The organism is Streptomyces sp. JJ38 (assembly GCF_019303475.1).
Classification (GTDB): domain Bacteria; phylum Actinomycetota; class Actinomycetes; order Streptomycetales; family Streptomycetaceae; genus Streptomyces.
On the sequence record NZ_JABLSI010000005.1, the window covers coordinates 66,529 to 89,324 of the forward strand.

Sequence of the window (22,796 nt, forward strand, 5' to 3'; positions counted from 1 at the left end):
CCTTCCGCTCAGGCGATGCCCGGCGGCCGGTTCCCGACGATGCCCTCGGCGGCACCGAGTGCCACCAAGTCCTGTGGCCGAACCCGCAGTTCGTTCGCCGTCCGCTGGACCTCGCCGGGGCCGCGCTTGAGGATCGACGCCGCCCACTCCGGACCGATCACCGAGAAATAGCTGTCCGGGGTGAGCCAGGTGCGGCCGGGGGAGGCCAGCGCGAGGGCACCGCCCGAGCCCCCCTGCCCGATCACCAGGGTCGTGACGGGCACCGGGGACTCGGCCACCGCCGCGAAGCACTCGGCGATCGCGGCCCCCGCGCCCTCCCGCTCGGCGGCCGCGTCGTTGGCAGCCCCCGGGGTGTCCACCAGGGTCAGCACGGGCGTACCGAGCCGCCCGGCCAGTCTCAGCAGGCGCGTGACGGTGCGGAAGCCGGCCGGGCGGGTGGGCGTGCCCAGCTGCGCGGCGAAGGCCACGGTGCGCCCTGACCGTTCGCCGAAGCCGCAGCGCACGCCCGGGTCCACGCCCCCGCAGCGGTCCCCGGAGAGTTCGGCCCGCGCGGTGAAGTGGGCGTCGAGGTAGGCGTCGGCGCGCGGCCGGTCCTCGGCACGAGCCTGTTGGACGGCCGCCCAGCCGCTGTCCGGGAGCCCGGCCCGGCCGAGCGCGGCGGGTGGCTGGGCCGGGCCGGTGGCCGGGCGGGTGAGCAGCGACAGCCAGCGGCCCAGCGCCGTACGCAGCTCCGGCTCGGGGACGACGGCGTCGATGTGCCCGGCGGCGAGCTGCCCCTCGGCGGTGTAGGCACGCGGGTCCGCGCCGGGAGGCCGCACCCGGGAGCCGGCGAAGCCGATCTGGGCGCCGGGCAGGGCCAGCAGCACGTCGGCCCCGGCACCGAGGGTGGCCCAGCCGCCACCGGTCGCGGGGTCGCGCAGGACCGCGATCTGGGCGAGCCCCGCGGCCCGGGTGCGGGCCGACTGCCGTGCGATCCGCTGAAGCTGCGACAGCGCGCGCATGCCCTCCTGCATCCGGCTGCCACCGGTGGCGATGAGCGAGACGACCGGCAGCGACAGGTCCCGTGCCCGGGTGTGTGCCTCCTCCAGCAGGTCCCCCGTCCGGCCGCCGAGCGAGCCGCCCAGGAAATCGAACTCGAAGGCGATCAGTACGGCCTCGCTCTCACCGACACGCCCTACCCCGCACACCACGGACTCACGTTCGCCGGTCCGGGCCATGGCGCGCGCCCTGGCCTCCCCGTATCCGTCCCAGCCCAGCGGTCCGTCGTCCAGGGCCCGGCCCGCCGCGCCCGCGTCACCCGCCTCGCCGCGGAACTCGGTGAACGTGTCGGCGACGGCCGCGATCGTAGCCCGCGCCGAGCCCGGGCCGCCCGGCCGCGTCACCGCAGCTCCCGCTTCATGACCTTCCCCATGTCGTTGCGCGGCAGCGAGGCCACGAACCTCACCGCGCGCGGGCGCTTGTGCGGGGACAGCTGGGCCGACACGTGTTCGGCGAGCGCCTGTTCCTCCGGCGGCGCCGACTCCTCGGCCGGTACCACCCAGGCGACGACGCGCTCCCCCAGATCGGGGTCGGGCTCGCCGGTCACCGCCACCTCGCGGACGCCGGGGTGCTCCAGCAGGACGTTCTCGATCTCGCCGGCCCCGATCTTGTAGCCGCCGCTCTTGATCAGGTCGGTCGACTTGCGGCCGACGATCCGGTAGTAGCCGTCGGCGTCCCGGATGGCCATGTCGCCGGTGCGGAACCAGCCGCCGTCGAAGGCGTCGGCGGTGGCGTCGGGCCGGTTCAGATACTCCGTGAACAGGTTCGGGCCCCGGACCTGGAGCTCGCCGACCGTCTCGCCGTCGCCGCCCTCGATGCGCTGGCCGTCCTCGTCCACCAGCCGCACGTCCACACCGTGTAGGGGGACGCCCACCGTGCCGGGCCGCGCCGGCCCGTCCACCCGTGTGCTGGTGTTCATCAGCGTCTCGGTCATGCCATAACGCTCGATGACGCGGGCGCCCGTCGCCACTCGGATCCGCTCGTGGTCGTAGGCGGGCAGGGCCGCCGAGCCGGAGACCAGCAGCCGCGCGCCGCCCAGGGCCGCCGCGAGCGCGGTGTCCTCCCCGGCCGCCTCGGCGAGCCGGTGGTACATCGTCGGGACGCCGAAGAGCATGGTGCCGCCCTGCTCGGCCAGGGCCCGCGTGACCCCCTCCGGTGAGAACCGGCCCAGATGGCGGAGGGTGCCGCCGCGCCGCAGCGGGCCGAGTACGCCGAGGATCAGCCCGTGCACGTGGAAGAGCGGCAGGGCGTGGACGAGGACGTCGTCACCCGTCCAGCCCCAGGCGTCGGCCACGGCGTCGAGCGTGGCGGCGACCGCCCGCCGCGACAGCACCACGCCCTTGGGCGCTCCGGTCGTCCCCGAGGTGTAGACGATCAGCGCCGCCCGGTCCTCCTGCGCGGGCTCCAGGTGCCACGGGACGGCGGCCATCCCGTTCGGAGGCTCGAAACCGACGGTGAGCCGGTCCAGCCCGGAGGCGGCCTTGGGCAGTACGTCGTCCGGGCCGGTGAGGACGGCGTCGGGCGTGGAGTCCGCCAGGATGTGCGCCAGCTCCCGCTCGCCGCTCTTCGGATTGAGCGGGACGACGGCGACGCCGGCGAGCAACGAGGCCACGACGGCGACCGCGGTGGTGGCCGTCGGAGTGGCCCACACGGCCACCCGGCCGCGCCCGGCGAGCTCTCCGGCCAGTGCCCCGGCGACCTGGGCGAGCCGGGTATAGGGGAGCACCAGATCGCCGAAGCAGAGCGCTGGCTTGGACGACTCCTGGCCGAGGGCGGGGAAGAGTGCTGACACTCGGGCTCCTTCGCTGGATCGTCTCGTCGATCACGATCTCATCAGCGAAGCGGCCGCGCGGCAAGGGCGGTCGGGCCCGGCCTCACCGCCCGACGGCCTGGGGGAGAAGCTGGGCGAACGGCTCGGTGGAGTCGGCGAGGCCGCGCTCGTACGGGGCGTCGAAGTGCCAGATGAGGAAGAGCAGGAACGCCATCAGTGCGCTGAACAGGCCCGCGAGCGCCAGCTCTCGGGTAGTGCGGCGGATCTGCAGGACGAAGACCATGCCGATGACCACGAGCGCCCCGACGATCAGTCCGAACCAGACCACGGCGGGCATCGTGGAACCCGTGCTCTGCCCGCGGGCGCTGCGGGCTTCGTCGGCCGCCGTCACCTGGTCCACCAGCCCGGGGTAGGCGTGGGACTCGAGTGTCGTCGACGGCTCGAACCGGGTGACGCCCGTGCGGACGCGGTCGAACAAGACGTCGCCACGCTCAGTGAGTTGCCCCTGCTCGATCATTTTCGGCCATTCCTCGTTGACCGTGTAGGCGACGTACTCCTCCACGTCCTCGCGCACCTCGGTGCGGACGGGGTCGGGGTAGGCGTCGAGCCGCTCGTGGACCTCGTGCAGCGCCTGAGCCTCCAACCGGACCCACTCCGTGGCCCCGTTGCGTGCCTCCCACACGCCTGCGATGGCGAGCCCCAGCACGATGGCGTAGACGACCCCGATCATCATGATGAGGTACTCGAGCACATCGGGGGTCTGCGAGGGATCGTCCTCCAGCTCCTCCCCGGCCCGCCGCTCGCGGGTGCGCTGCCAGACCACGACACCGGCGAGGACGAGGCCGAAGGCCGAGGCCATGGCCACGGTGAGCAACAGCCAAGCGGACAACGGGGACCTCCAGGGAGAGCGTGCGGACGCGCTGAGGCTTATTCGGAGCGGGAAGCCGGGACGGCGCCGCCGCGCGGGCGCAGCGTCGCGGCGGCCAGGACGGCGGGGGTGACGATCAGGAGGACCCGCCGTGTCGTGGAGAGCCCGGGCTCGGGCGTGCGGCGACCGGCCTGCCTGTACGGCGGAGCCACGAGAGCGGCCTCGGCCTCCGGCTCGGGGCTGGGCTCCGGCGGGGGGCTGGGCTCCGGTTCCGGCTCGGGCGGGGGCTCCTGGGGAGGAGGCGGTGGCGGAGGAGCCGGTGGTGGTGGCGGTGGTGGCGGAGGCTCCGGGGGCGGAGGCGGAGGCGGCGGCGGTGGCGGGGGAGGTGCCACGGAGCGGCACAGGCTCTCGATGGACTCGCCAGCGCGCGCCCGCTCCATCAGCTCGTGTACGGACCGGTCACCCCCGGCGAACGCGCAGGAGTCTTGCGGCGGCGCGGCGTGTGCGGCGGCTCCGAGCGGGAGCGCCAGCACCGCTAAGGGCGCCGCCACCCGTGCGGCGTGCCTGAGACTTCCCATGGAGCGATCGTGCGCCGAGGGAGCCGGGGACATGACTCCAGACGAGGCTGTTCGCCGGATCTGATGAATATCAGGAGAAGGGGGTTACGGCACCCATAGGCCGACGCTCTCCGCTTGGCCGGCCCGCCGTGGGCGACGAGCGTGCGCGGTGGCCGACGGGACGCCTACTCGTCGCGCCGCTTACGCCGCTTTCGGCCTGGCCTGCCACGGCTGAACAGCCAGCCGGCCGGAGGCTCGTCCGCCCGCCACGGCTCCGGCTCGGGGGGACTGCGCCGCCAGCGTTCCCGCAGCATCCGCGTCCTCGCGGCCGGTTCCTTCACGTCGGCGCTGCGGATGAAGTCCTCGTCGAGCTCCTGGGCGTCCCAGTCGTCTCCGCGGTCTTCGCCCCGCTCGTGCGGCTCGGGCTCCACGGTCGCCTCCCGTCCAGCGGTTGCGGCTTCCAATGTCCCTACAACGCCCGTGAGGGCCGGAACATTCCCATTGGCCGATATTATCCCCGGGCTCGGAGGAGGGCTGGGGTCCGGATACGTTCGGTGACGCAAGCATGACACAGTGACCGTATGTCAATGCCGCAGCCCCCATCTCAGCCACCGCACAACCCTTACTCCGGCGGTGGGTTCGGTCCGCCGACCGGTTTCGGGCCTCCGACGGCGCCGGGCGGGTGGCCGCCCCCGCCTCCGCCGCCGGGCGGTGGCCGGCGGACCCGGGTGCTCGTCGTGACCGTCGTGGTCGCTGTCGTGGTCGTGGGTGCGCTGATCGCCGGGGGTGTCCTCCTGCTGACCGGGGATGACGGGGAGAACGAGGCCCGGCCGGACCCCTCCTTCTCCGGGTCCGTCGCCACGGGGCCGTCCGAGTCCGACGACCCGCGGCCGAGCCCGTCCGAGGATCCCACCGAGACGCCGAGCGACGACCCGTACGACCCCTACGAGACGCCTTCCGGGGACCCGGACGCATCGCCGTCCGGGCTCGACTGGGAGTCGATCATGCCCAGTCCGACCGACAACATGTACATGCCCTTCCAGCTCGATCCCGGCGACTGCTTCGACCAGGCGGACAAGAAGGGCTTCAACGAGAAGGCATCCTGTGACGCGCCGCACGACGGTGAGGTCATCCACCAGGCGAAACTCCCCGAAGAGGGTATGGACACCGACAAGGAGATCGAGGCCGAGGCGCAGGACCTGTGCGACGCGAAGTGGCGCGAGGTCGGCCGGCGGCAGCCCTCGACCGCCGGGCTGAAGACGTATGCGCAGTTCCCGAGCAAGAGCGGGTTCACGCTGGGCATGCGGACGGTCACCTGCAGCTTGCTCGCGGGGGACGGCGACAAGCTCGACGGCCCCCTGGAATAAGCGCAGTCCGGAGGCTTTGTCACCGCATCAGCTGACGGGGTGTCAATTTCCCTGTCAAAACCGGTACGAGAAGCAACATCTGTCGTTCATGCGAGGGAAGACCTCGTCATCTTTGGCATGGACACTTCTCGAACGGGTTGTGCGCTGCTACGACAGTTGTCACAGGCGTTCCTCCATGTCCCACCCCCACACGGGAGGTTCTGTGAGACTGTCCAGATTCGCGTCCGTCGCCACCGCGGTGGCCGCCCTCGCCGCACTCACCGGTCTGACGGGCGCCACCGCGGCGGCGCAGGAAGCCGCGGCCGTCAACTACGTCGCGCTCGGCGACTCCTACTCGTCCGGAGTGGGAGCCGGCAACTACGAGGGCGGTGACTGCAAGCGCAGTACGCGTGCCTACCCCCAGCTCTGGCGCAGCGCCAACTCCCCCTCGTCCTTCGACTTCACCGCCTGTTCGGGCGCCCGGACCAACGACGTCATCAACAACCAGCTCGGCCCGCTCGACGCCGCCACCACCCTGGTGAGCATCTCCATCGGCGGCAACGACGCGGGCTTCGCCGACGCCATGACCACCTGTGTGCTCCAGGGTGAGAGCGCCTGCCTCGCGCGCGTCGAGGAGGCCCGCGCCTACATCAGCCAGACCCTGCCCGGCCGGCTCGACGCCGCCTACGACGCGATCCGGGCCCACGCGCCCAACGCCCACGTCGTCGTGCTCGGCTACCCGCGCATGTACCAGCTCAACGGGAGCTGCTGGTTCGGCATCAGCGAGCGCTCCCGGGCGGCCATCAACGCGGCCGCGGACGACCTGCACGACGTGACGAGCAAGCGCGCGGCCGACCACGGCTTCACCTACGGTGACGTCCGCGGTGCCTTCACCGGGCACGAGATCTGCTCCGGCGACGCGTGGCTGCACAGTACGACCTGGCCCATCAGCGACTCCTACCACCCGACGGCCGAAGGCCAGTCCAGCGGCTACTACCCCGTGCTGGAAGGCCTGGCCTGATCCACACCCCGCCCGACCGCGACGCGGTACGGCCGCCGCCGACAGCCGGCGGCCGTACCGCGTTCGCGCGCTGACGCGCCGACACGCCGGCGCACCGTCACGCGAGTGCGCCGTCGGCGTCGGGCAGCACGGGGGCCAGCCGGTGCAGGATCCGCTCCCCGGGGCGGGCGGCGGCCAGGCGTCGGGCATCCTGCCCCAGTGTCGGCTCCGGGGGCGTCGGCATGTCGGCGTGCCGCGGGTCCAGGGCTTCCGCAAGGGCCAGCCGGGCCCGCCCCGCCGCCTGGGCGGCCAGGAATTCCAGTGCCTCCGTGTCGATGCCATCGCCCGGTGGCGTACTCCCGCCCCACCGGATCGGCGGCCCCGCCTCGCCCGCCGGCGGCTCCGGCGGTGTCCCCGGCAGCGGTGGGACGGCGGTGGCGTAGACCTGAGCGGCCGGGGTCCCCCTCACGTCCTCGGCGGTGGAGCCCGCGGCGGCGCGGACGGCCACGCGGTGCTGGAGACTCGCCACCAGCTCCTGCTCCGCGCGCCCGCGCAGCAGGAGCAGCAGGAACGGTTCCCCGTCGAGCAGCCGCGCCCAGTGGTAGCCGAGCGCCGCGGAGTGCGGGCAGTGGTCCCAGGCCCCGCACTCACAGGTCGGTTCCAGTTCGCCGATCCCCGGCAGCACGTCGACGCCCGCCGCCTCGGCGTCCTGGGCCAGCGTGGTGGGCAGATCCCGGTCCAGCAGCGCGGCGACGTGGCCGGCCTCGGCGCTGATCACATCCACCAGCCGGTCCCAGGTGTGCCCGTCGAACGCCGGGAGCTGGATGTCGCAGCGGTGACCGGTCCCGTCCCGGCCCTGGACGACGGCTGTGATGCGCCCGGGGCGCACCGAGACGGCGCCGACGGCTCCGGCCCGCGCCAGTCGCCGTCCGGCCCTGAGGTGCTCCGGCTCCAGCGCCGCGTCCTCGAGCGCCGCCAGCCAGCGCACACCCCACCAGGTGGCCGCTGACCGTCGGCCCCGGGCCGGTGGCGGGGCGCTCAGTACGCGTTCGAATCCCTCGGTCGGTGTGCTCATACGCCACTCCCACGCAGCTCGATGAGATCGGCCAGCTCGGTGTCGCTCAGCTCGGTGAGCGCGGCCTCGCCCGCGCTCAGCACGGAGTCGGCCAGCGCCTGCTTCCGGGCGAGGAGTTCGGCGATGCGGTCCTCGATCGTGCCCTCGGCGATGAGCCGGTGCACCTGGACGGGGCGGGTCTGCCCGATGCGGTGGGCCCGGTCGGTGGCCTGCATCTCGACGGCCGGATTCCACCAGCGGTCGAAGTGCACGACGTGCTCGGCCCGGGTCAGGTTCAGCCCCGTGCCCGCTGCCTTGAGCGACAGCAGGAAGACCGGCACCTCCCCGGCCTGGAAACGGCGGACCATCTCCTCCCGCCGGCCCACCGGCGTGCCGCCGTGCAGCAGCATCACCGGCACGCCACGGGCCGTCAGATGAGCCTCCAGCAGGCGCGCGAGCTGCACGTACTGGGTGAAGACGAGTGTCGCCGCGCCCTCCGCGAGGAGGGTGTCGAGGAGTTCGTCGAACAACTCGAGCTTGCCCGAACGCCCGGCGAGCCGCGGCCGTCCTCCGCCCGACGGTGCCGGCTCCTCCTTGAGGTACTGAGCGGGATGGTTGCAGATCTGCTTCAACGAGGTCAGCAGCTTCACCACCAGCCCCCGCCGGGCCATGCCCTCGCTGCCCGAGACGGCGGCCAGCCCCTCCCGCACCACCGCCTCGTACAGCCCCGCCTGCTCGGCGGTGAGCGACACCGGGCGGTCCGTCTCCGTCTTGCGGGGCAGCTCTGGCGCGATACCGGGGTCCGTCTTCCTGCGGCGCAGCAGGAAGGGGCGGATCAGCCGGCCCAGGGCCTCGGCCGCCGCCGGGTCGCGGCCCGCCTCGACGACGTCGGCGAACCGGCGGCGGAAGGACGGGAGGGTCCCGAGGACGCCCGGGGTCGTCCAGTCCACAAGGGCCCACAGCTCGGAGAGGTTGTTCTCCACCGGTGTGCCGGACAGCGCCACCCGCGCGGCCGACGGCAGGGTCCGCAGCGCCCGCGCCGTCGCGGAGGACGGGTTCTTCACGTGCTGGGCCTCGTCGGCGACGACGAGGCCCCAGCCGGTCTCGGCCAGCTCACTCGCGTCCCGCCGCATGGTGGCGTAGGTGGTCAGCACGAACTCGCCGTCGGCCACAGCCTCCAGCTCCCTCCCGCTGCCGTGGTAGCGGCGCACGGGGCTGCCCGGAGCGAACCGCTCGATCTCCCGCTGCCAGTTCCCGAGCAGCGAGGCCGGGCAGACGACCAGTGTCGGTCCCTCCGCGCCCGGCACGGACCGGCGGTGCAGATGCAGGGCGATGACCGTCACCGTCTTGCCGAGGCCCATGTCGTCCGCCAGGCAGGCGCCGAGCCCGAGCGAGGTCATGCGGTGCAGCCAGTTGAAGCCGCGGAGCTGGTAGTCGCGCAGCGTGGCTGCGAGCGCGGCGGGCTGCGGCACCGGTTCCGGCACGGGGCCGTGGCCCGGAGCGCCGGACTCCGGGTCGGCCAGCCGGGCGCGCAGCTCCTCCAGCGCGCCCTCGGCCCGCACCTCCACCCGTTCCCCGGACTCCTCCACCGAGCCCGCCAGCGCGCTGCCCAGCGCCTCCCCGCCGGTCATCGTGCGCCCCTTGCGGTCCCGGGCACGCCGCAGCTCGTCGACGTCCAGCAGCACCCACTGGTCGCGCAGCCGCACCAGGGGCCGCCGTGACTCCGCCAGAGCGTTCAGCTCCGCGGCGGTGAGCTCCTGGTCGCCCACGGCGACACGCCAGGTGAACTCGAAGAGCGCGCCCGGTGACAGTGGCGACACGCCGCCGACCGGGGTTCCGCGCTCCGGCGGCGCGCCGATCACCGCCCGGGCGGAGAGCGACCGCACGAGCTCCCGGGGCCAGTGCACCTCCATGCCGGCCGCCGCCAGTGCCCGCCCGGTGGCGGGGGAGAGCAGCGAGGTGACGTCCTCGTCGGCCAGTTCGACGCGGTCCGGCACCGCGGCGTGGAGCAGCGGGCGGAGGGGTTCCCACGCGGCAGCGGCCTTGCGCAGCGTCAACAGCGCGTCGGTACGCGCCCGTGGGCCGAAACCGGCCGCGGCGGGAGCGCCCGCCCACAGCTCGGCCGCGTCGGCGACGGCGGTGGGGCCCGCCAGGCTGTGGACCTGCAACACCGCGCGGAACCGGGCGTCCTGTGCGCCGTCCCCGCCGAGGCCCGGTACCTCCACGCGCAGCGACAGCCGCACTCCCGCGTCCTGTCCCGCGGCGATCTCCTCGGCCCAGGCCCGTCGGCCGGGCAGCCGCTGCGGCTCGCGGGCGGCGAACGCCCGGCCACCGGCCGCCAGCGCGGCGGCGGGGGAGCGCGGGAGCCCGTCCGCCACGGCGTTCACGAAGGCGCGCAGCAGTGGCTCCGGATCCGGGAGCCGGGGCGGCTCGCCGCCGGGCAGCGGGACGGCGCGGGCGTGCGGCGGCATGGCGTCGGCCAGCTCCCGCAGGCGGTCGACGTCGGCCGGGTCCAGCGGGCCCAGCCGCCAGGCGTCGTGGTCGGCCGGGGTGAGACCCGGCAGGAGCCGCCCGCGGGCCGCCAGCTGCAGGGCCAGCAGCGCCGCGGCGCCCCAGAAGGCCGCGGACGGTTCGGTGCCGGGCGTCGAGGCGGCGGCTCGGGCCCGGGTGAGGACGGGCAGGGCCTCGGCCACGGAGAGCCGGAGTCCCGGGACCGTCCGCAGCCCGACGCCACCGTCCTCACCGGGGAGCGCGACGGTCAGCTCCGCGGGCTCACCGAGAGGGGGGACCGCGGTGTCGTACGGCGGCGTCCCGTCCAAACGCCAGAAGGCGACGGTGGAGAGCCGGGGCGGGTCGGCGGGCTCGACGACGGCGGCGCACCCGCTCAGTGTGGAGATCCGGGACCGCGCGTTGACGGAGTGGGCGGAGCTCACATGATTCCTCAAATTTGACTACCAGGGGAGCGGTCGAGGCTACAGCACGCTCGCGATGAGTGGAAGGCGCAGCCGGATGGGCACAGTCGCATAGGGGCGGATGGAACGTCGGGAGGCTGGATGGCGTTCTAGTAGACGGGCGGACCGGCCGTACCGGCCGCCCGCGCTGAGGAGGCGAAGAGAATGAGCACACCAGCGAAGATCGCCGTGGGCGGAGTGGCCGTCGGCCTGCTGCTGTTGATCTGGCTCCCCCTGTGGGCTGTGGTGCTGATCGTGTTCGGGGTGCCCGCGGTCGCCTACCTGGCGCTCGACCCCTCGCAGCGGCGCCGCCTGCGGCGCGTCACGCGCCGGGAGCTGGGCCGGTAGCCCCGCGCGGTCTCGGCTCGACCTGGGGAAGGTCGGCACCGGGAAGCGCGGCACCGCACGGGCGAGCACGCCCCGGACGAGCACACGCCAGGTCGGCACGCACCGGGTGAGCGGGTGCGGTTCAGCGCCGGACGGCGAGCGCGAGGAAGCGGTCTTTCTCGTCCACGTAGGACGTCAGAACCCACCCCGTGGCCGCCAGCAAGCGGCGCAGCACCGGCTCTGCCCGCAGGTCGTCCGCGCTGAGCGTCCTGCCGTGGCGGGCGGCCAGAGCGGCGCGGCCGAGCGGATGGAACAGCGCCAGCAGGCCCCCCGGCTCCGTGACCCGCGCCAGCTCGGACATCCCCGCCTCGGGATCGGGGAGGTGGGTGAGCAGCCCGGCGGCGAACACGGCGCGCACGGCCGCGTTCCGCAGCGGCAGCCTCGCGGCGTCGGCCATGACCAGCGCGGCGTCCCGGCCGCGCCCTGCCCGGTCCGCTTCGTGCAGCATCGCCCAGGTGAGGTCGGCTCCGAGTACGACGCCCCGCGCCCCGACCGCGTCCCGCAGCAGCGGTAGCGCCCGGCCCGTGCCGCAGCCGGCGTCGAGCACCCGGTCGCCCGGGCGGAGCGCCATCGCGTCCACCGCGCCCGCGTACGCGGGCCCGTCGTCCGGGAAGCGCGCGTCCCATGCCGCCGCACGTTCAGTGAAGAACGCCTGAACCGAAGAACGATCGTGCTGCGTCATGCCTTCATGATCCCCCATTCCGCCGGGGGCATACGGTGTTGGGCCCACATCCGGGGTGGGTAGGGGTGCCACGACGAAGGGGGTAGGGGAATGGCGCTGAGCACACAGCTCGACTGGCTGTTGGAAGACCTCACCCAGCGGATGCCGACGGTTCGGCACGCGCTGGTGTTGTCCACGGACGGTCTGGTGACGGGGGCCAGCCGGGCGATCCCACGGGGGGACGCGGACCGCCTCGCGGCACTGGCCTCCGGCCTGCACAGCCTGGCCAAGGGCGCGGGGCGGCACTTCACCGCGGGTCAGGCCCGGCAGACGGTGGTCGAGTTCGACGACGGCGTCCTCTTCGTGACCGCCGCGGGGCACGGAAGCTGCCTGTGCGTGCTCGCCACCGCACAGGCCGACGTCGGTCATGTGGCCTACGAGATGACGTTGCTCGTGAGACGGGTCGGGGAGCACCTGGCGGTGGCCGAGCGCGGCCGCCGCTGAGCCGGCGCCCGGTGATCCGCGTGGTGGGCCGAGCCGGGGTTGACCCAGGCTGATCAGGGCTTTCGCCGGGTTGTCCACAGGGCGCAACGGGGGGCGACGCCAGGGTCTACGGTCGTGACACACAGTGATCGGCCAAGCTACGGGGAGGACCCATGTTCGTGTGTCCGGAGCGCGTCGGATGGCTCGACCAGCGGCGGCGCGAGGTGGGGTGCCGCAGTGTCGGGTACTCCGACGTCGTGGTCCCACGTGCCCCACGCGAGGGGCGCGTGGGTGACGGGCGTCCGCTGCGCGCGGTCTCCGGCGGCAGCGTGGCACGCGAGCGGGCCCGCCGCACGCTCTGCCTCGCGCCACGGGAGTTCGCGCTCGCTGTGGAACTGGGCGAGGTGGCCACCGCGCCACCGGTACGGCCCGGGGGCCGGCGCCGGGTCCCGGTGAGCGAGCTGGCCAGGCTGCGTGCGGAGCCGGGCTTCCCGGCACCGCTGCGCGCCAGGCTGCGGCTCGTCGGCGCGAGCGAGGGGGCCGCCGAGCTGGGCATCAGCTCGGCGCGGTTCACCCGCCTCGCCCGAGCGGGCTGCTTCGGCCCGGCCGCCTTCACGGTCAACCGCTATCGGCGCCTGGTGTGGCGGTACCTCGCCGTCGAGCTGGAGCAGTTCGGCGCCGGGCGGCCCGGCCTGCTCCACGGGGCGCTGCCACGCACCGTGCGCGAGCTGCTGGCCGAGGGGGCGGACTGCCGGGCGCGGCTCTGGCGTGCCCGGCGGGTCGCCCAGCTGCTCCGCCAGGCAGGCGGTCCGTGGTCGGCGGCGGCCGTGTACACCGCTGTGCTGCCGGTCGAGGTCGTGGACGAGGTGGTGCCGGACGGCCGGGAACGTCTCGTGCTGGACGCCTTGCGTCCCGCACTGCTGACCGCTCGGCCCGCTTCACCGACGGTGAGCTCGGCTGCCGCGGCCGTGCTCACCGCACAGCCGCCGGACGAGGTCCACGGGCACCGGTTGAACCTGACGCTGGCGCTCACCGAGGCCCGCAGGCACGGACGGGCCGTCGTCTCCTCAGCCGCCGCGCGGGCGGAAGAGCCCCTCCTGCACGACGGAGACCAGCAACCGCCCGGCCCGGTCGTGGATTCGGCCGCGGGCCAGCCCCCGCCCACCGGTCGCGATGGGTGACTCCTGGTCGTAGAGGAACCACTCGTCGGTTCGGAACGGCCGGTGGAACCACATCGCGTGGTCCAGCGAGGCCATGTCGAAGCCCCGTGGGCCCCACAGGGGTTCGACGGGTACCCGCACCGCGTCCAGCAGCATCATGTCGCTGGCGTAGGTGAGCGCACACGTGTGGACCAGCGGGTCCTCACCCAACGGCCCGACGGCCCGCATCCACACGGCACTGCGCGGCTCCGCGCCGCGCACCTCGTCCTCGTGCCAGCGCAGCTGCCGGGCGGGTCCTGCCTCATGGGCCTCCTCGCCTCGTCACCGGGCGGCCCTCACAGCGGGCCGACTCCGGTGACCTTGATCACCGCACGCCCCTCCGCGTCGGAGGCCGTCAGGTCCACCTCCGCGGAGATGCCCCAGTCATGGTCGCCCTTGGGGTCGGCGAATGTCTGGCGGACACGCCACAGCCCGTCCTCGGGCACCTCCTCGATGCTCAGCAGGTGCGGCCCGCGCGCGTCCGGGCCGGTCCCCAGCTCCTCGTACTCCTCGAAGTAGTCGTCCAGCGCCGCGGCCCACGCGTCCGCGTCCCAGCCCGCCTCGCCGTCCAGCCGGCCCAGCTCCTCCACGTCGTCGAGGGAGGCCAGTTCCACCCGCCGGAAGAGGGCGTTGCGCACCAGCACCCTGAAGGCCCGGGCGTTCGCGGTGACCGGACGCACGTGGTCGGCCCGGTCCCGCGCCTCCTCAGCGGTCTCCTCGGCCGGGTTCGCCAGCTGCTCCCACTCGTCCAACAGGCTGGAGTCCACCTGCCGCACCAGCTCGCCGAGCCACTCCACGATGTCCTGGAAGTCCTCCGACTTCAGGTCGTCGGGGACGGTGTGCTGCAGCGCGCGGTAGGCGCCGGCCAGGTAGCGCAGCACGATGCCCTCGGTGCGGGCGAGCTCGTAGAAGGAGACGAACTCGCTGAAGGACATGGCGCGTTCGTACATGTCGCGCACGACCGACTTCGGCGCGAGCGGATGGTCGCCCACCCACGGGTGCGAGGACCGGTAGAGCCCGTAGGCGTGCAGGAGCAGTTCCTCCAGCGGGCGCGGGTAGGTGATGTCCATCAGCCGTTCCATCCGCTCCTCGTACTCCACCCCCTCCGCCTTCATCGCGGCGACGGCCTCGCCCTTGGCCTTGTTCTGCTGGGCGGCCAGGATCTGGCGGGGATCGTCCAGCGTCGACTCGACGACGGAGACGACATCCAGCGCGTACGAGGGAGACTCCGGCTCCAGCAGGTCGAGCGCGGCCAGTGCGAACGTGGACAGGGGCTGGTTGAGCGCGAAGTTCTCCTGGAGGTCCACGGTCAGCCGGATCGAGCGGCCCTGCGCGTCGGGCTCGGGAAGCCGCTCGACGACCCCGGCGTCCAGGAGCGACCGGTAGATCGCGATGGCCCGCCTGATGTGCCGGAGCTGGGCCCTGCGGTCCTCGTGGTTGTCCTCCAGCAGCCGCCTCATCGCCGTGAACGCGTCACCGGGGCGCGCGATGAGGGAGAGCAGCATCGCATGCGTCACCCGGAACCGGGAGGTGAGCGGCTCCGGCTCGGAGGCGATGAGCTTCTCGAACGTGTTCTGGTTCCAGCTCACGAACCCCTCGGGGGCCTTCTTGCGGACCACCTTGCGCCGCTTCTTCGGATCGTCCCCGGCCTTGGCGAGCGCCTTCTCGTTCTCGATGACGTGCTCGGGCGCCTGCGCCACCACGAAGCCCGAGGTGTCGAATCCGGCCCGCCCGGCCCGGCCCGCGATCTGGTGGAACTCCCGGGCCCGCAGCGTGCGTACCCGGCTGCCGTCGTACTTCGTGAGCGCGGTGAACAGCACCGTGCGAATCGGGACGTTGACGCCCACCCCGAGCGTGTCGGTTCCGCAGATGACCTTCAGCAGCCCGGCCTGGGCGAGCCGCTCCACCAGCCTGCGGTACTTCGGCAGCATTCCGGCGTGGTGCACGCCGATCCCGTGCCGCACGTACCGGGAGAGATTGCGGCCGAACTTGGTGGTGAAGCGGAAGTTGCCGATGAGGGCGGCGATCTCGTCCTTCTCCGCCCTGGTGCACATGTTGATGCTCGTCAGGGCCTGGGCCCGCTCCACCGCCTGCGCCTGCGTGAAGTGCACGATGTACACCGGCGCCTGGCGGGTCTCCAGGAGCTCGGTGAGCGTCTCGGTGAGCCCCGTCGTGCGGTACTCGTAGCTGAGCGGCACCGGCCGGGTGGCCGAACGGACCACTGCCGTGGACCGTCCGGTGCGGCGCTTCAGGTCCTCCTCGAACCGGGAGACGTCGCCCAGCGTCGCCGACATCAGGACGAACTGCGCCTGCGGCAGCTCCAGCAGGGGGATCTGCCATGCCCAGCCGCGGTCCGGCTCGGCGTAGAAGTGGAACTCGTCCATCACCACCTGGCCGATGTCGGCGTCCCTGCCGTCGCGCAGCGCGATCGAGGCCAGCACCTCCGCTGTGCAGCAGATGACCGGAGCGTCGGCGTTGACCGAGGCGTCACCCGTCAGCATGCCGACGTTCTCGGTGCCGAACAGCCTGCACAGGTCGAAGAACTTCTCCGAGACGAGCGCCTTGATCGGGGCGGTGTAGAAGGTGACCTCGTCCCGCGCCAGCGCTGCGAAGTGGGCACCGGCCGCCACGAGCGACTTCCCCGAACCGGTCGGTGTCGACAGGATGACGTTCGACCCCGAGACGACTTCGATCAGTGCCTCCTCCTGGGCGGGGTAGAGGGAGATGCCCCGTTCCTCCGTCCACGAGGAGAAGGCCTCGAAGAGGGCGTCGGGGTCGGCGTCCGTGGGGAGCTGATCGATGAGGGTCACACCCCCATACTGCCTGCCTCCACCTCCAACGAGGGAACCGGCGGGGGCTGCAAGATCACCGGGCACTACGCTGTCCCGGACCGCGGGCGGCCGGGTGCCTGCCTGCCCGCCGGGGCGGAGCACGGAACAGCGATGGGGTGGGACAGACATGATGGGACCGGCGCACTCACTGTCGGGGGCAACGGCCTGGCTCGGCGCGGGCGCCGTCGCCCACGCGTTCGGCCACTCGATGCCCTGGCCGGTGCTCGTCGCCGGTGCGCTGATCTGCGCCGGCGCGGCCCTGGCCCCCGACCTGGACCAGAAGTCGGCCACCATCTCCCGCGCCTTCGGGCCCATCTCCCGTTGGCTGGCGATCCTCATCGACCAGCTCTCGACCGTCGTGTTCAACGCCACACGGGGGCGGGGCGAGCGGCGGCGCTCCGGTGGGCACCGCACTCTGACCCACACCTGGGTGTGGGCCGTGGCCCTCGGCGCCGGCTTCTCCGCGGCCGCCGCCTTCGGCGGACGCTGGGCGGTGCTCGGCATCCTCTTCGTGCACATGGTCCTCGCCGTGGAGGGGCTCCTGTGGCGCGCGGCCCGCGTCTCCAGCGACGTGCTCGTGTGGCTGCTGGGCGCGGCGACCGCCTGGATACTCGCGGGTGTGCTGGACCGACCGGGCAACGGCTCGGACTGGCTCTTCGGCGGCGGGCCGGAGTACCTGTGGCTGGGGCTCCCGATCGTGCTGGGCGCGGTCGTGCACACCATCGGCGACGCGCTCACCATCTCCGGATGCCCGGTGCTGTGGCCGCTTCCGATAGAGGGCAAGCGCTGGTACCCCGTCGGCACGCCGCGGTTCATGCGTTTCCGGGCCGGTCACTGGGTGGAGAACAAGGTGCTGATGCCCGCGTTCGGAGTCGTCGGCGCCGGCGGCGCGATCTACGCCCTGGGGCTGTTCGGCTGAGGGCCGTCGGCGGCGGACGGCCTCCGAGGTACTCCCGTTCCCCGGCGGCACTCCCGCCGAGGGGGCGGAGTCCGCACGGGAGCCCGGCGCGGCCGCCTCACGTGCGGCCGGGGTGCTCCGCGTCGGGGTCCAGCGCTCCGAGGAGGGCGCTCAGCTGCTCCCGTTGTTTGGAACCGAGCGGGGCCAGCAGCTCCTCCGCCGCCTCCCTGCGAGCCTGGCGCAGGGTGTCCAGCAGAGCCCGCCCTGGGGCCGTCAGCTCGATACGGGTGACACGGCGGTTGGCCGGGTCGGCTACGCGCCGTACCGCCTGTTGCCTCTCCAGCCCGTCCACCAGGGTGGTGACGGCTCGCGGCACGACGTCGAGCCGCTGTGCGAGATCGGCCATCCGCGGCGGTGCCGGGCAGTGGGCGACGACCCCCAGCAGCCGTGCCTGGGCCGGAGTGACGCCCAGCGGGTCCAGGCGCCGCCGCTGTGCCCGGTGCAACCGCCGGGTGAAGCGGATGAGCTGGTCGGCCAGCGGGCTGTCGGCGGAGGCGGAGGAGTCGGGGCGGGCCATGGCGCCAGGCTAGCAGGACCTCGTTCACTGTGAACCCTGGTAACTGTTCTGTTAGGGTCGGACGGGTGCGGCCTGCGACCCGCGTCCTTCCACCTCAGCCGACTGTCAGGAGCTCATGCACCACGACGCACCCGGGTGGACACCACCGCCCAGGGACCCCGCCCAGCCCGTCCAGATCCGCCGCATCGTGCGGCTGTTCCGGCCCTACCGCGGCAGACTGGCCCTCGTCGGGCTGCTCGTCTGCGCGGCCTCGCTGGTCACCGTCGCCTCTCCGTTCCTGCTCCGCGAGATCCTGGACGTGGCCATTCCCGAGGGACGCACCGGCCTGCTCTCGCTGCTCGCCCTCGGAATGATCGCCACCGCCGTGCTCACCAGCGTGTTCGGTGTACTGCAGACGTTGATCTCCACGACGGTCGGGCAGCGCGTCATGCACGACCTGCGCACCGGGGTCTACGGCAGGCTCCAGCAGATGCCGCTGGCCTTCTTCACCACCACCCGCACCGGTGAGGTGCAGTCGAGGATCGCCAACGACATCGGCGGCATGCAGGCCACCGTCACCTCGACCGCGACCTCGCTCGTCTCCAACCTCACCGCCGTCGTGGCCACCATCGCGGCCATGCTGGCGCTGGACTGGCGGCTCACCCTCGTCTCGCTGGCCCTGCTCCCGCTCTTCGTGTGGATCAGCCGCCGTGTCGGCCGGGAGCGCAAGCGGATCACCACCGCGCGACAGCAGCAGATGGCCGCCATGGCCGCGATGGTCACGGAGTCCCTCTCCGTGAGCGGAATTCTGCTCGGCCGCACCATGGGCCGGGCCGAATCCCTCGTCGACGGCTTCGCCAAGGAGTCGGAGCGGCTCGCCGGTCTGGAGATCCGCTCCAGCATGGCCGGACGCTGGCGCATGGCCACGATCGGCATCATCATGGCGGCGATCCCGGCCCTGCTGTACTGGTCGGCCGGGGTGATGCTGCGGTTCGGCGGCCCCGAGCTCTCCATCGGCACGCTCGTCGCCTTCGTCACCCTGCAGCAGGGGCTGCTGCGGCCCGCGGTCTCGCTGTTGAACACCGGCGTCGACATCCAGGCGTCGCTCGCCCTCTTCCAGCGCATCTTCGAGTACCTCGACCTGCCGCTGGAGCTGGCCGAGCGGCCCGACCCGGTCCGGCTCACCGCTCCTCGGGGCGAGGTCCGCTTCGAGAAGGTCACCTTCGGGTACGCCGACGCGGCGCCCACGCTCGACGGGATCGACCTCACCGTTCCGCAGGGCAGCAGTCTGGCCCTGGTCGGGTCCACGGGCTCGGGCAAGACGACGCTGGGCTATCTGGTGGCCCGGCTCTACGACGTCACAGGCGGCCGGGTCACCCTGGACGGCGTCGACGTGCGCGACCTGGACTTCGACTCGCTGGCCCGGACGGTGGGTGTGGTGTCCCAGGAGACCTACCTCTTCCATGCCTCCGTCGCCGAGAACCTGCGCTTCGCCAAGCCCGAGGCGTCGGACGAGGAACTGCGTGCGGCGGCCCGGGCAGCGCAGATCCACGACCACATCGCCGCCCTGCCGGAGGGGTACGACACGCTGGTCGGCGAGCGCGGCTACCGCTTCTCCGGCGGTGAGAAGCAGCGGCTGGCCATCGCCCGCACGATCCTGCGCAATCCGCCGGTCCTCATCCTCGACGAGGCCACGTCCGCGCTCGACGCCCGCACCGAGCGGGCGGTCCAGTCCGCGCTGGACGAGCTGTCCGCCGACCGGACGACGATCACCATCGCGCACCGGCTGTCGACCGTCCGCGCAGCCGACCAGATCGTCGTCCTGGACGGCGGCCGCATCGCCGAGCGCGGCACGCACGAGGAGCTCATGGCCCGTGACGGCCGTTACGCGGCGCTGGTGCGCCGGGACACCCACGGGGCCCCGCCGTCCGCGGACGTCGTGGGCTGAGGTGGCGGGAGCCCGGGCGGTGGGTGCGGCTCAGTCCAGTAGCCCGGCGGCGCGCAGGTCGTCGAAGACGAGCCGGTCGACCGGCGGCGTACGGAGGCGGTCGGCGTAGGAGAGCCAGGCCACTTCCTCGATCTCGCCCGAGGCCCGGGGTTCGCCCCGGTGGTCCGCCGTGTAGCAGGCCATCGTCACCCGGACGGCGCTGCCCTCGTCCGCTGCGGCCTCGTAGGTGCCCACGTGCCGTGCGGTGGCGGGGAGCAGTGTGACCGTCAGCTCCTCCTCGGCCTCCCGCACCAGCGTCTCCACGTCGCTCTCCCCGGTGTGGCGCTTGCCCCCGGGAATGTAGAACCACCGGTTGCCCCGCGTGCGGGCGCCCAGGATGCGCCCCGCGCGCAGTTCGATCCAGGCCACCGTGTCGATCACCGTCGTCAAGGCCGTACCCTCCCCGTCTCGGCGGCTCAGGCTACCGGTGGTGCGTGGTCAGCGCCGGGTCAGGCGGGAGGCGGGGATGCCGTGGGCGTCGGGGGTGAAGACGCAGAACTCGTTGCCCTCCGGGTCGGCGAGGACGTCCCAGTCCCGCTCGCCCTCCCGGGCCCGCAGCAGGGTGGCCCCCAGGGCGAGGAGCTCGTCGGTTCTCCCCCACACGTCCAGGTGCATGCGGTTCTTCACGGACTTGGACTCCGGGACGGGGCTGACCCAGATGAGGGGCCCGTTGCCCTGCGGGTCGTGGATCGGGACCGGCCACTCCGGCGGCGGATCCGCTTCCCCCGGTGGAGGCAGACGTCTGGTGTACCCGAGCGCGGCGCACCACCAGTCGGCCAGCGCCTGGTGGTCGTTGGCGTCCAGGACCAGATCCTTGAAACGTGCGGCCATGTCCGGATGCTACGTCGGCACGGGCGGCCGGGCCCGTCGCCTGTGGCAGCCTGACGACGCGGGCGGTCGCGTGTCCGGACGGCGCGCTCGCCGTCGGCCCGGACGGAGCGCCGCCGGGCCGGGGCGGCCGGGCGGAGCGGCCCGGCGGTCAGAAGTTCTTGACCTCGAACGGGTCGTGCTCGCTGATCAGCTTCTCCATCCGGGCCTGGTCGACCCGGCTGGTCACCGACTGCATCTCCTGGCGGTCACGCACGCACTTGGCCAGCGTGAAGGACGAGGAGACGAGAAAGAGCAGCCCGAGGGCGAGGAAGGCCCGCTCCCAGGGCCCGAGCGGCAGATAGGCGACACCGATCGCCACGGCGGCCAGGGAGAGCCCGAAGGCGATGATGGACTGGACGTAGAACGCGGTGGTGGTCGGTCGCTGGACAGGCGTCGTCATACGTCCAGGATCCCGCCGCGCGTCCACGCGGACATGAGTACGGGTACTCAGAACGGCCCGGCCGACTGCGGATTCGAGGGGGAGCGGGTGGCTCAGCCCTCCGGGACGGGGCTCGCCTCACGCTCCACCGATGCCGTGATCGCCTCGCCCGCGCCGCGGAGCACGGGGTCGCCGTGGCCGAAGCACGCGATCTCCGGAGCGAGCCGGCCGAACCCGCGCATGGACTCCAGCGTGCGCGCGCGGTCCTGGTTGAAGACGCCGAGCATGGCGCCGCCGTCCCCCGTGCCGGCCACGGTGTCACCGGTGAACAGCACGCCGTGTGCGGGCAGGTGGACGCCGATGCTCCCCCTGGTGTGCCCGGGGCCGTGCACGATGCGGGCGCCGCCGCCGAAGGGCAGGGTGTCCCCGTCGCCGACCTCCCGGTGCACGGGTGTGGGCGGTGTGGGTGGGAGTGGAGGCAGACTCGCCCACAGGTCCCGCTCCCACGGGGGCGCCTCGTCCATGTCGGGCGGGTCCCCGGCCACCTCTCCGCGGATGACGGGCGCCTCCAGGCGGTGTGCGCAGACGGTGACGGCGCCCCAGCCCGCGATCTCCGCGGCGGCTCCGGTGTGGTCCTCGTGGAAGTGGGTGAGGACCAGACGGCGTATCTCCCCGGTGTCCCGGCCGAGGCGTCCGAGCGCTCCGGCGATCGCGTCCGCGGAGCCGACGGGGCCGCTGTCGATGAGCGTCAGTGCGTCGTCCTCGGCCCACAGGTAGGCCTGCCCCACCTCGAACCTCAGCAGGTGCAGCCGCGGCAGCAGCGTGATGGTCTCCATGACGCAAGCCTCGGGCGGACGCCCCGTCAGGGCAAAGGATTAAGCCAGGGGCTGAGCAGGTCGCCGCGCGTCCGGGCTGTCAGGCGAAACTCACCTTCTCCAGCCAGAAGTCCAGGAGCTCCGCGTCGCCGATCACCTCGACGCGCTCGTCCGTGGCCGGCATCCGGCGGTAGAACGCGAGCAGCACGTCGGTGAGTTCGCCGCGCAGCGCCACCGCGGCCTTCGCGTGGTCGCGACGCCAGGTGATGCCCTCGCCGGTCAGTTCGATGAGCCACTCGGCACCGAGGACGGCAGGCGTGTCGGTGGCGTGCAGATGGAGGCTCGCCCCGGCTCGGGAGCGCAGGGCCTGGAGCTCCTCGTCCTCCTCCTGCACCACCGGGCTGCTCACGAGCTCGAGCCACTCGTCGATCGTGTCGACGGCGACCTCCGGCGTGACGGTGAACGGCACGCCGGCGGCCAGGCAGGCGTCCGCCCGGTGGACCACCGTCTCGTGGACCATGCGCCGTGCCCAGAAGTCCGTTCGCTGGTCGGTCCACCAGGTCCATACGCGCGTGCCGGCCCCGGCCGCGCGCAGTGCGGCGGCGGCGCGGTCGGCGCCCGCCACGAGCCAGGTGCCGAGGGCCGCCGCGTCGCCCTTCGGCGCCTGGGCGTCAGGAACGTCCTCGGGCTTCAGTTCGCCCTTGGCGCGGGTGCGCACGATCTCGGCCATCCAGCGGTGCGCCTGGCCGACGTGTTCGACGAGTTCCTCCAGCGTCCAGTCGGGGCAGGTGGCTACCCGGCGGCCGAGGTCGGCCGAGCCGAGGACCGCGGTCAGGGCCCGGGCCTGGGCGGGGATCTCGTCGCAACAGCGTTCATAGGTCAACGTCATGGGCGGGAGGCTATGCAGTCCGCGGCTCTCCTACCAACGGATTACCGGTGCGGCGGACGGAGCTCGCACACGGCGGCGCCGCCCTCCCCTGGGACGGGGAAGGACGGCGCCGGGCGTCGGGGTCTGTCAGATCAGCCAGCCCACGAAGTGGATGACACCGGCGAGCAGGTTGGTGAGCAGATCCATGGTCGTACGTTCTCCTTGCATGGTCGGTGGGACTGCCCCGCCACGTCATGGGACACCGGGCGGGGGTGCA

Annotated in this window: 22 protein-coding genes and 1 pseudogene; 7 read left to right on the top strand and 16 right to left on the bottom strand. The window is 73.1% G+C overall.

The window, feature by feature from the left end; genetic code table 11:
- Positions 1-8 precede the first annotated feature (8 nt).
- The 5 genes from HPT28_RS03875 to HPT28_RS03895 all read right to left on the bottom strand — a co-directional run bounded on the left by HPT28_RS03875 (position 9) and on the right by HPT28_RS03895 (position 4,665).
- Positions 9-1,382: a carboxyl transferase domain-containing protein gene (locus tag HPT28_RS03875; RefSeq protein WP_219089211.1), complete on the bottom strand. Its 1,374-nt coding sequence runs from the start codon at positions 1,380-1,382 to the stop codon at positions 9-11.
- Entirely contained in the window at positions 1,379-2,830 is a 1,452-nt protein-coding gene (locus tag HPT28_RS03880) for an acyl-CoA synthetase (RefSeq protein ID WP_219089213.1), read from the bottom strand. The genes HPT28_RS03875 and HPT28_RS03880 overlap by 4 nt, the downstream gene beginning before the upstream one ends.
- Before the next feature lie 82 nt (positions 2,831-2,912).
- Positions 2,913-3,698, bottom strand: coding sequence for a DUF4239 domain-containing protein (locus tag HPT28_RS03885; protein WP_219089215.1), 786 nt, complete (start codon positions 3,696-3,698; stop codon positions 2,913-2,915).
- A gap of 38 nt (positions 3,699-3,736) precedes the next feature.
- Complete coding sequence (locus tag HPT28_RS03890) at positions 3,737-3,889, bottom strand: hypothetical protein (protein ID WP_219089217.1); 153 nt, start codon at positions 3,887-3,889, stop codon at positions 3,737-3,739.
- 530 nt (positions 3,890-4,419) lie between these two features.
- Positions 4,420-4,665 carry a hypothetical protein gene (locus tag HPT28_RS03895; RefSeq protein ID WP_219089218.1) on the bottom strand — a complete coding sequence of 82 codons (246 nt, stop codon included), beginning with the start codon at positions 4,663-4,665 and terminating at the stop codon, positions 4,420-4,422.
- A gap of 306 nt (positions 4,666-4,971) precedes the next feature.
- Between HPT28_RS03895 and HPT28_RS27570 the strand changes: the two genes are divergently transcribed.
- A complete protein-coding gene (locus HPT28_RS27570) occupies positions 4,972-5,601 on the top strand; it encodes a septum formation family protein (RefSeq protein WP_219089220.1) in 630 nt (209 codons plus the stop codon).
- Positions 5,602-5,776: 175 nt separating this feature from the next.
- The gene (locus tag HPT28_RS03905; RefSeq protein WP_219089221.1) at positions 5,777-6,601 is read left to right on the top strand and encodes an SGNH/GDSL hydrolase family protein; all 825 of its coding nucleotides are present in this window, start codon (positions 5,777-5,779) and stop codon (positions 6,599-6,601) included.
- A 97-nt stretch (positions 6,602-6,698) separates the two neighbouring features.
- Here HPT28_RS03905 and HPT28_RS03910 read toward each other — a convergent pair whose 3' ends face one another.
- Positions 6,699-7,655, bottom strand: a complete 957-nt coding sequence (locus HPT28_RS03910; RefSeq protein WP_219089223.1) for an SWF or SNF family helicase — start codon at positions 7,653-7,655, stop codon at positions 6,699-6,701.
- Positions 7,652-10,567, bottom strand: coding sequence for a DEAD/DEAH box helicase (locus HPT28_RS03915; RefSeq protein WP_219089225.1), 2,916 nt, complete (start codon positions 10,565-10,567; stop codon positions 7,652-7,654). Before HPT28_RS03915 ends, HPT28_RS03910 begins: the two co-directional genes overlap by 4 nt.
- Positions 10,568-10,750: 183 nt before the next feature.
- On the opposite strand from HPT28_RS03915, the gene HPT28_RS03920 reads away from it, so the two are divergent.
- On the top strand, positions 10,751-10,933 hold the full coding sequence (locus HPT28_RS03920; RefSeq protein WP_219089226.1) for a hypothetical protein: 183 nt from the start codon (positions 10,751-10,753) through the stop codon (positions 10,931-10,933).
- Positions 10,934-11,054: 121 nt separating this feature from the next.
- Here the strand turns inward: HPT28_RS03920 and HPT28_RS03925 are convergent, their stop codons facing one another.
- Entirely contained in the window at positions 11,055-11,654 is a 600-nt protein-coding gene (locus HPT28_RS03925; RefSeq protein ID WP_219089228.1) for a class I SAM-dependent methyltransferase, read from the bottom strand.
- A gap of 90 nt (positions 11,655-11,744) precedes the next feature.
- Between HPT28_RS03925 and HPT28_RS03930 the strand changes: the two genes are divergently transcribed.
- Together HPT28_RS03930 and HPT28_RS03935 are read left to right on the top strand one after the other, a co-directional pair.
- Complete coding sequence (locus HPT28_RS03930; RefSeq protein ID WP_219089230.1) at positions 11,745-12,137, top strand: roadblock/LC7 domain-containing protein; 393 nt, start codon at positions 11,745-11,747, stop codon at positions 12,135-12,137.
- A gap of 266 nt (positions 12,138-12,403) precedes the next feature.
- Positions 12,404-13,297: a DUF6397 family protein gene (locus HPT28_RS03935; RefSeq protein ID WP_308119062.1), complete on the top strand. Its 894-nt coding sequence runs from the start codon at positions 12,404-12,406 to the stop codon at positions 13,295-13,297.
- Here the strand turns inward: HPT28_RS03935 and HPT28_RS03940 are convergent.
- Both HPT28_RS03940 and HPT28_RS03945 read right to left on the bottom strand, forming a co-directional pair.
- Positions 13,184-13,561, bottom strand: a pseudogene (locus tag HPT28_RS03940) (acyl-CoA thioesterase); the annotation flags it as partial. The gene HPT28_RS03935 and the pseudogene HPT28_RS03940 overlap by 114 nt on opposite strands.
- Positions 13,562-13,611: 50 nt before the next feature.
- The gene (locus tag HPT28_RS03945) at positions 13,612-16,125 is read right to left on the bottom strand and encodes an RNA helicase (RefSeq protein WP_219089232.1); all 2,514 of its coding nucleotides are present in this window, start codon (positions 16,123-16,125) and stop codon (positions 13,612-13,614) included.
- Positions 16,126-16,273: 148 nt separating this feature from the next.
- Between HPT28_RS03945 and HPT28_RS03950 the strand changes: the two genes are divergently transcribed.
- Positions 16,274-17,065 (top strand): metal-dependent hydrolase, encoded by a 792-nt coding sequence (locus HPT28_RS03950; protein ID WP_219089234.1) that lies wholly within the window; start codon positions 16,274-16,276, stop codon positions 17,063-17,065.
- Between the two features lie 97 nt (positions 17,066-17,162).
- Here the strand turns inward: HPT28_RS03950 and HPT28_RS03955 are convergent, their stop codons facing one another.
- Entirely contained in the window at positions 17,163-17,621 is a 459-nt protein-coding gene (locus HPT28_RS03955; RefSeq protein WP_219089236.1) for a MarR family winged helix-turn-helix transcriptional regulator, read from the bottom strand.
- A gap of 115 nt (positions 17,622-17,736) precedes the next feature.
- Here HPT28_RS03955 and HPT28_RS03960 point away from each other — a divergent pair, with 115 nt between their 5' ends.
- Entirely contained in the window at positions 17,737-19,548 is a 1,812-nt protein-coding gene (locus HPT28_RS03960) for an ABC transporter ATP-binding protein (RefSeq protein WP_219089238.1), read from the top strand.
- A gap of 30 nt (positions 19,549-19,578) precedes the next feature.
- Here HPT28_RS03960 and HPT28_RS03965 read toward each other — a convergent pair whose 3' ends face one another.
- From HPT28_RS03965 to HPT28_RS03985, 5 genes are all read right to left on the bottom strand, one after another.
- Positions 19,579-19,977, bottom strand: coding sequence for an NUDIX domain-containing protein (locus tag HPT28_RS03965; RefSeq protein ID WP_219089240.1), 399 nt, complete (start codon positions 19,975-19,977; stop codon positions 19,579-19,581).
- A 48-nt stretch (positions 19,978-20,025) separates the two neighbouring features.
- Positions 20,026-20,418 (bottom strand): VOC family protein, encoded by a 393-nt coding sequence (locus HPT28_RS03970; protein WP_219089242.1) that lies wholly within the window; start codon positions 20,416-20,418, stop codon positions 20,026-20,028.
- A gap of 148 nt (positions 20,419-20,566) precedes the next feature.
- Complete coding sequence (locus HPT28_RS03975) at positions 20,567-20,857, bottom strand: YiaA/YiaB family inner membrane protein (RefSeq protein ID WP_219089244.1); 291 nt, start codon at positions 20,855-20,857, stop codon at positions 20,567-20,569.
- A 92-nt stretch (positions 20,858-20,949) separates the two neighbouring features.
- Entirely contained in the window at positions 20,950-21,672 is a 723-nt protein-coding gene (locus HPT28_RS03980) for an MBL fold metallo-hydrolase (protein WP_219089246.1), read from the bottom strand.
- A 79-nt stretch (positions 21,673-21,751) separates the two neighbouring features.
- On the bottom strand, positions 21,752-22,540 hold the full coding sequence (locus tag HPT28_RS03985) for a maleylpyruvate isomerase family mycothiol-dependent enzyme (RefSeq protein WP_219089248.1): 789 nt from the start codon (positions 22,538-22,540) through the stop codon (positions 21,752-21,754).
- Positions 22,541-22,796 lie beyond the last annotated feature (256 nt).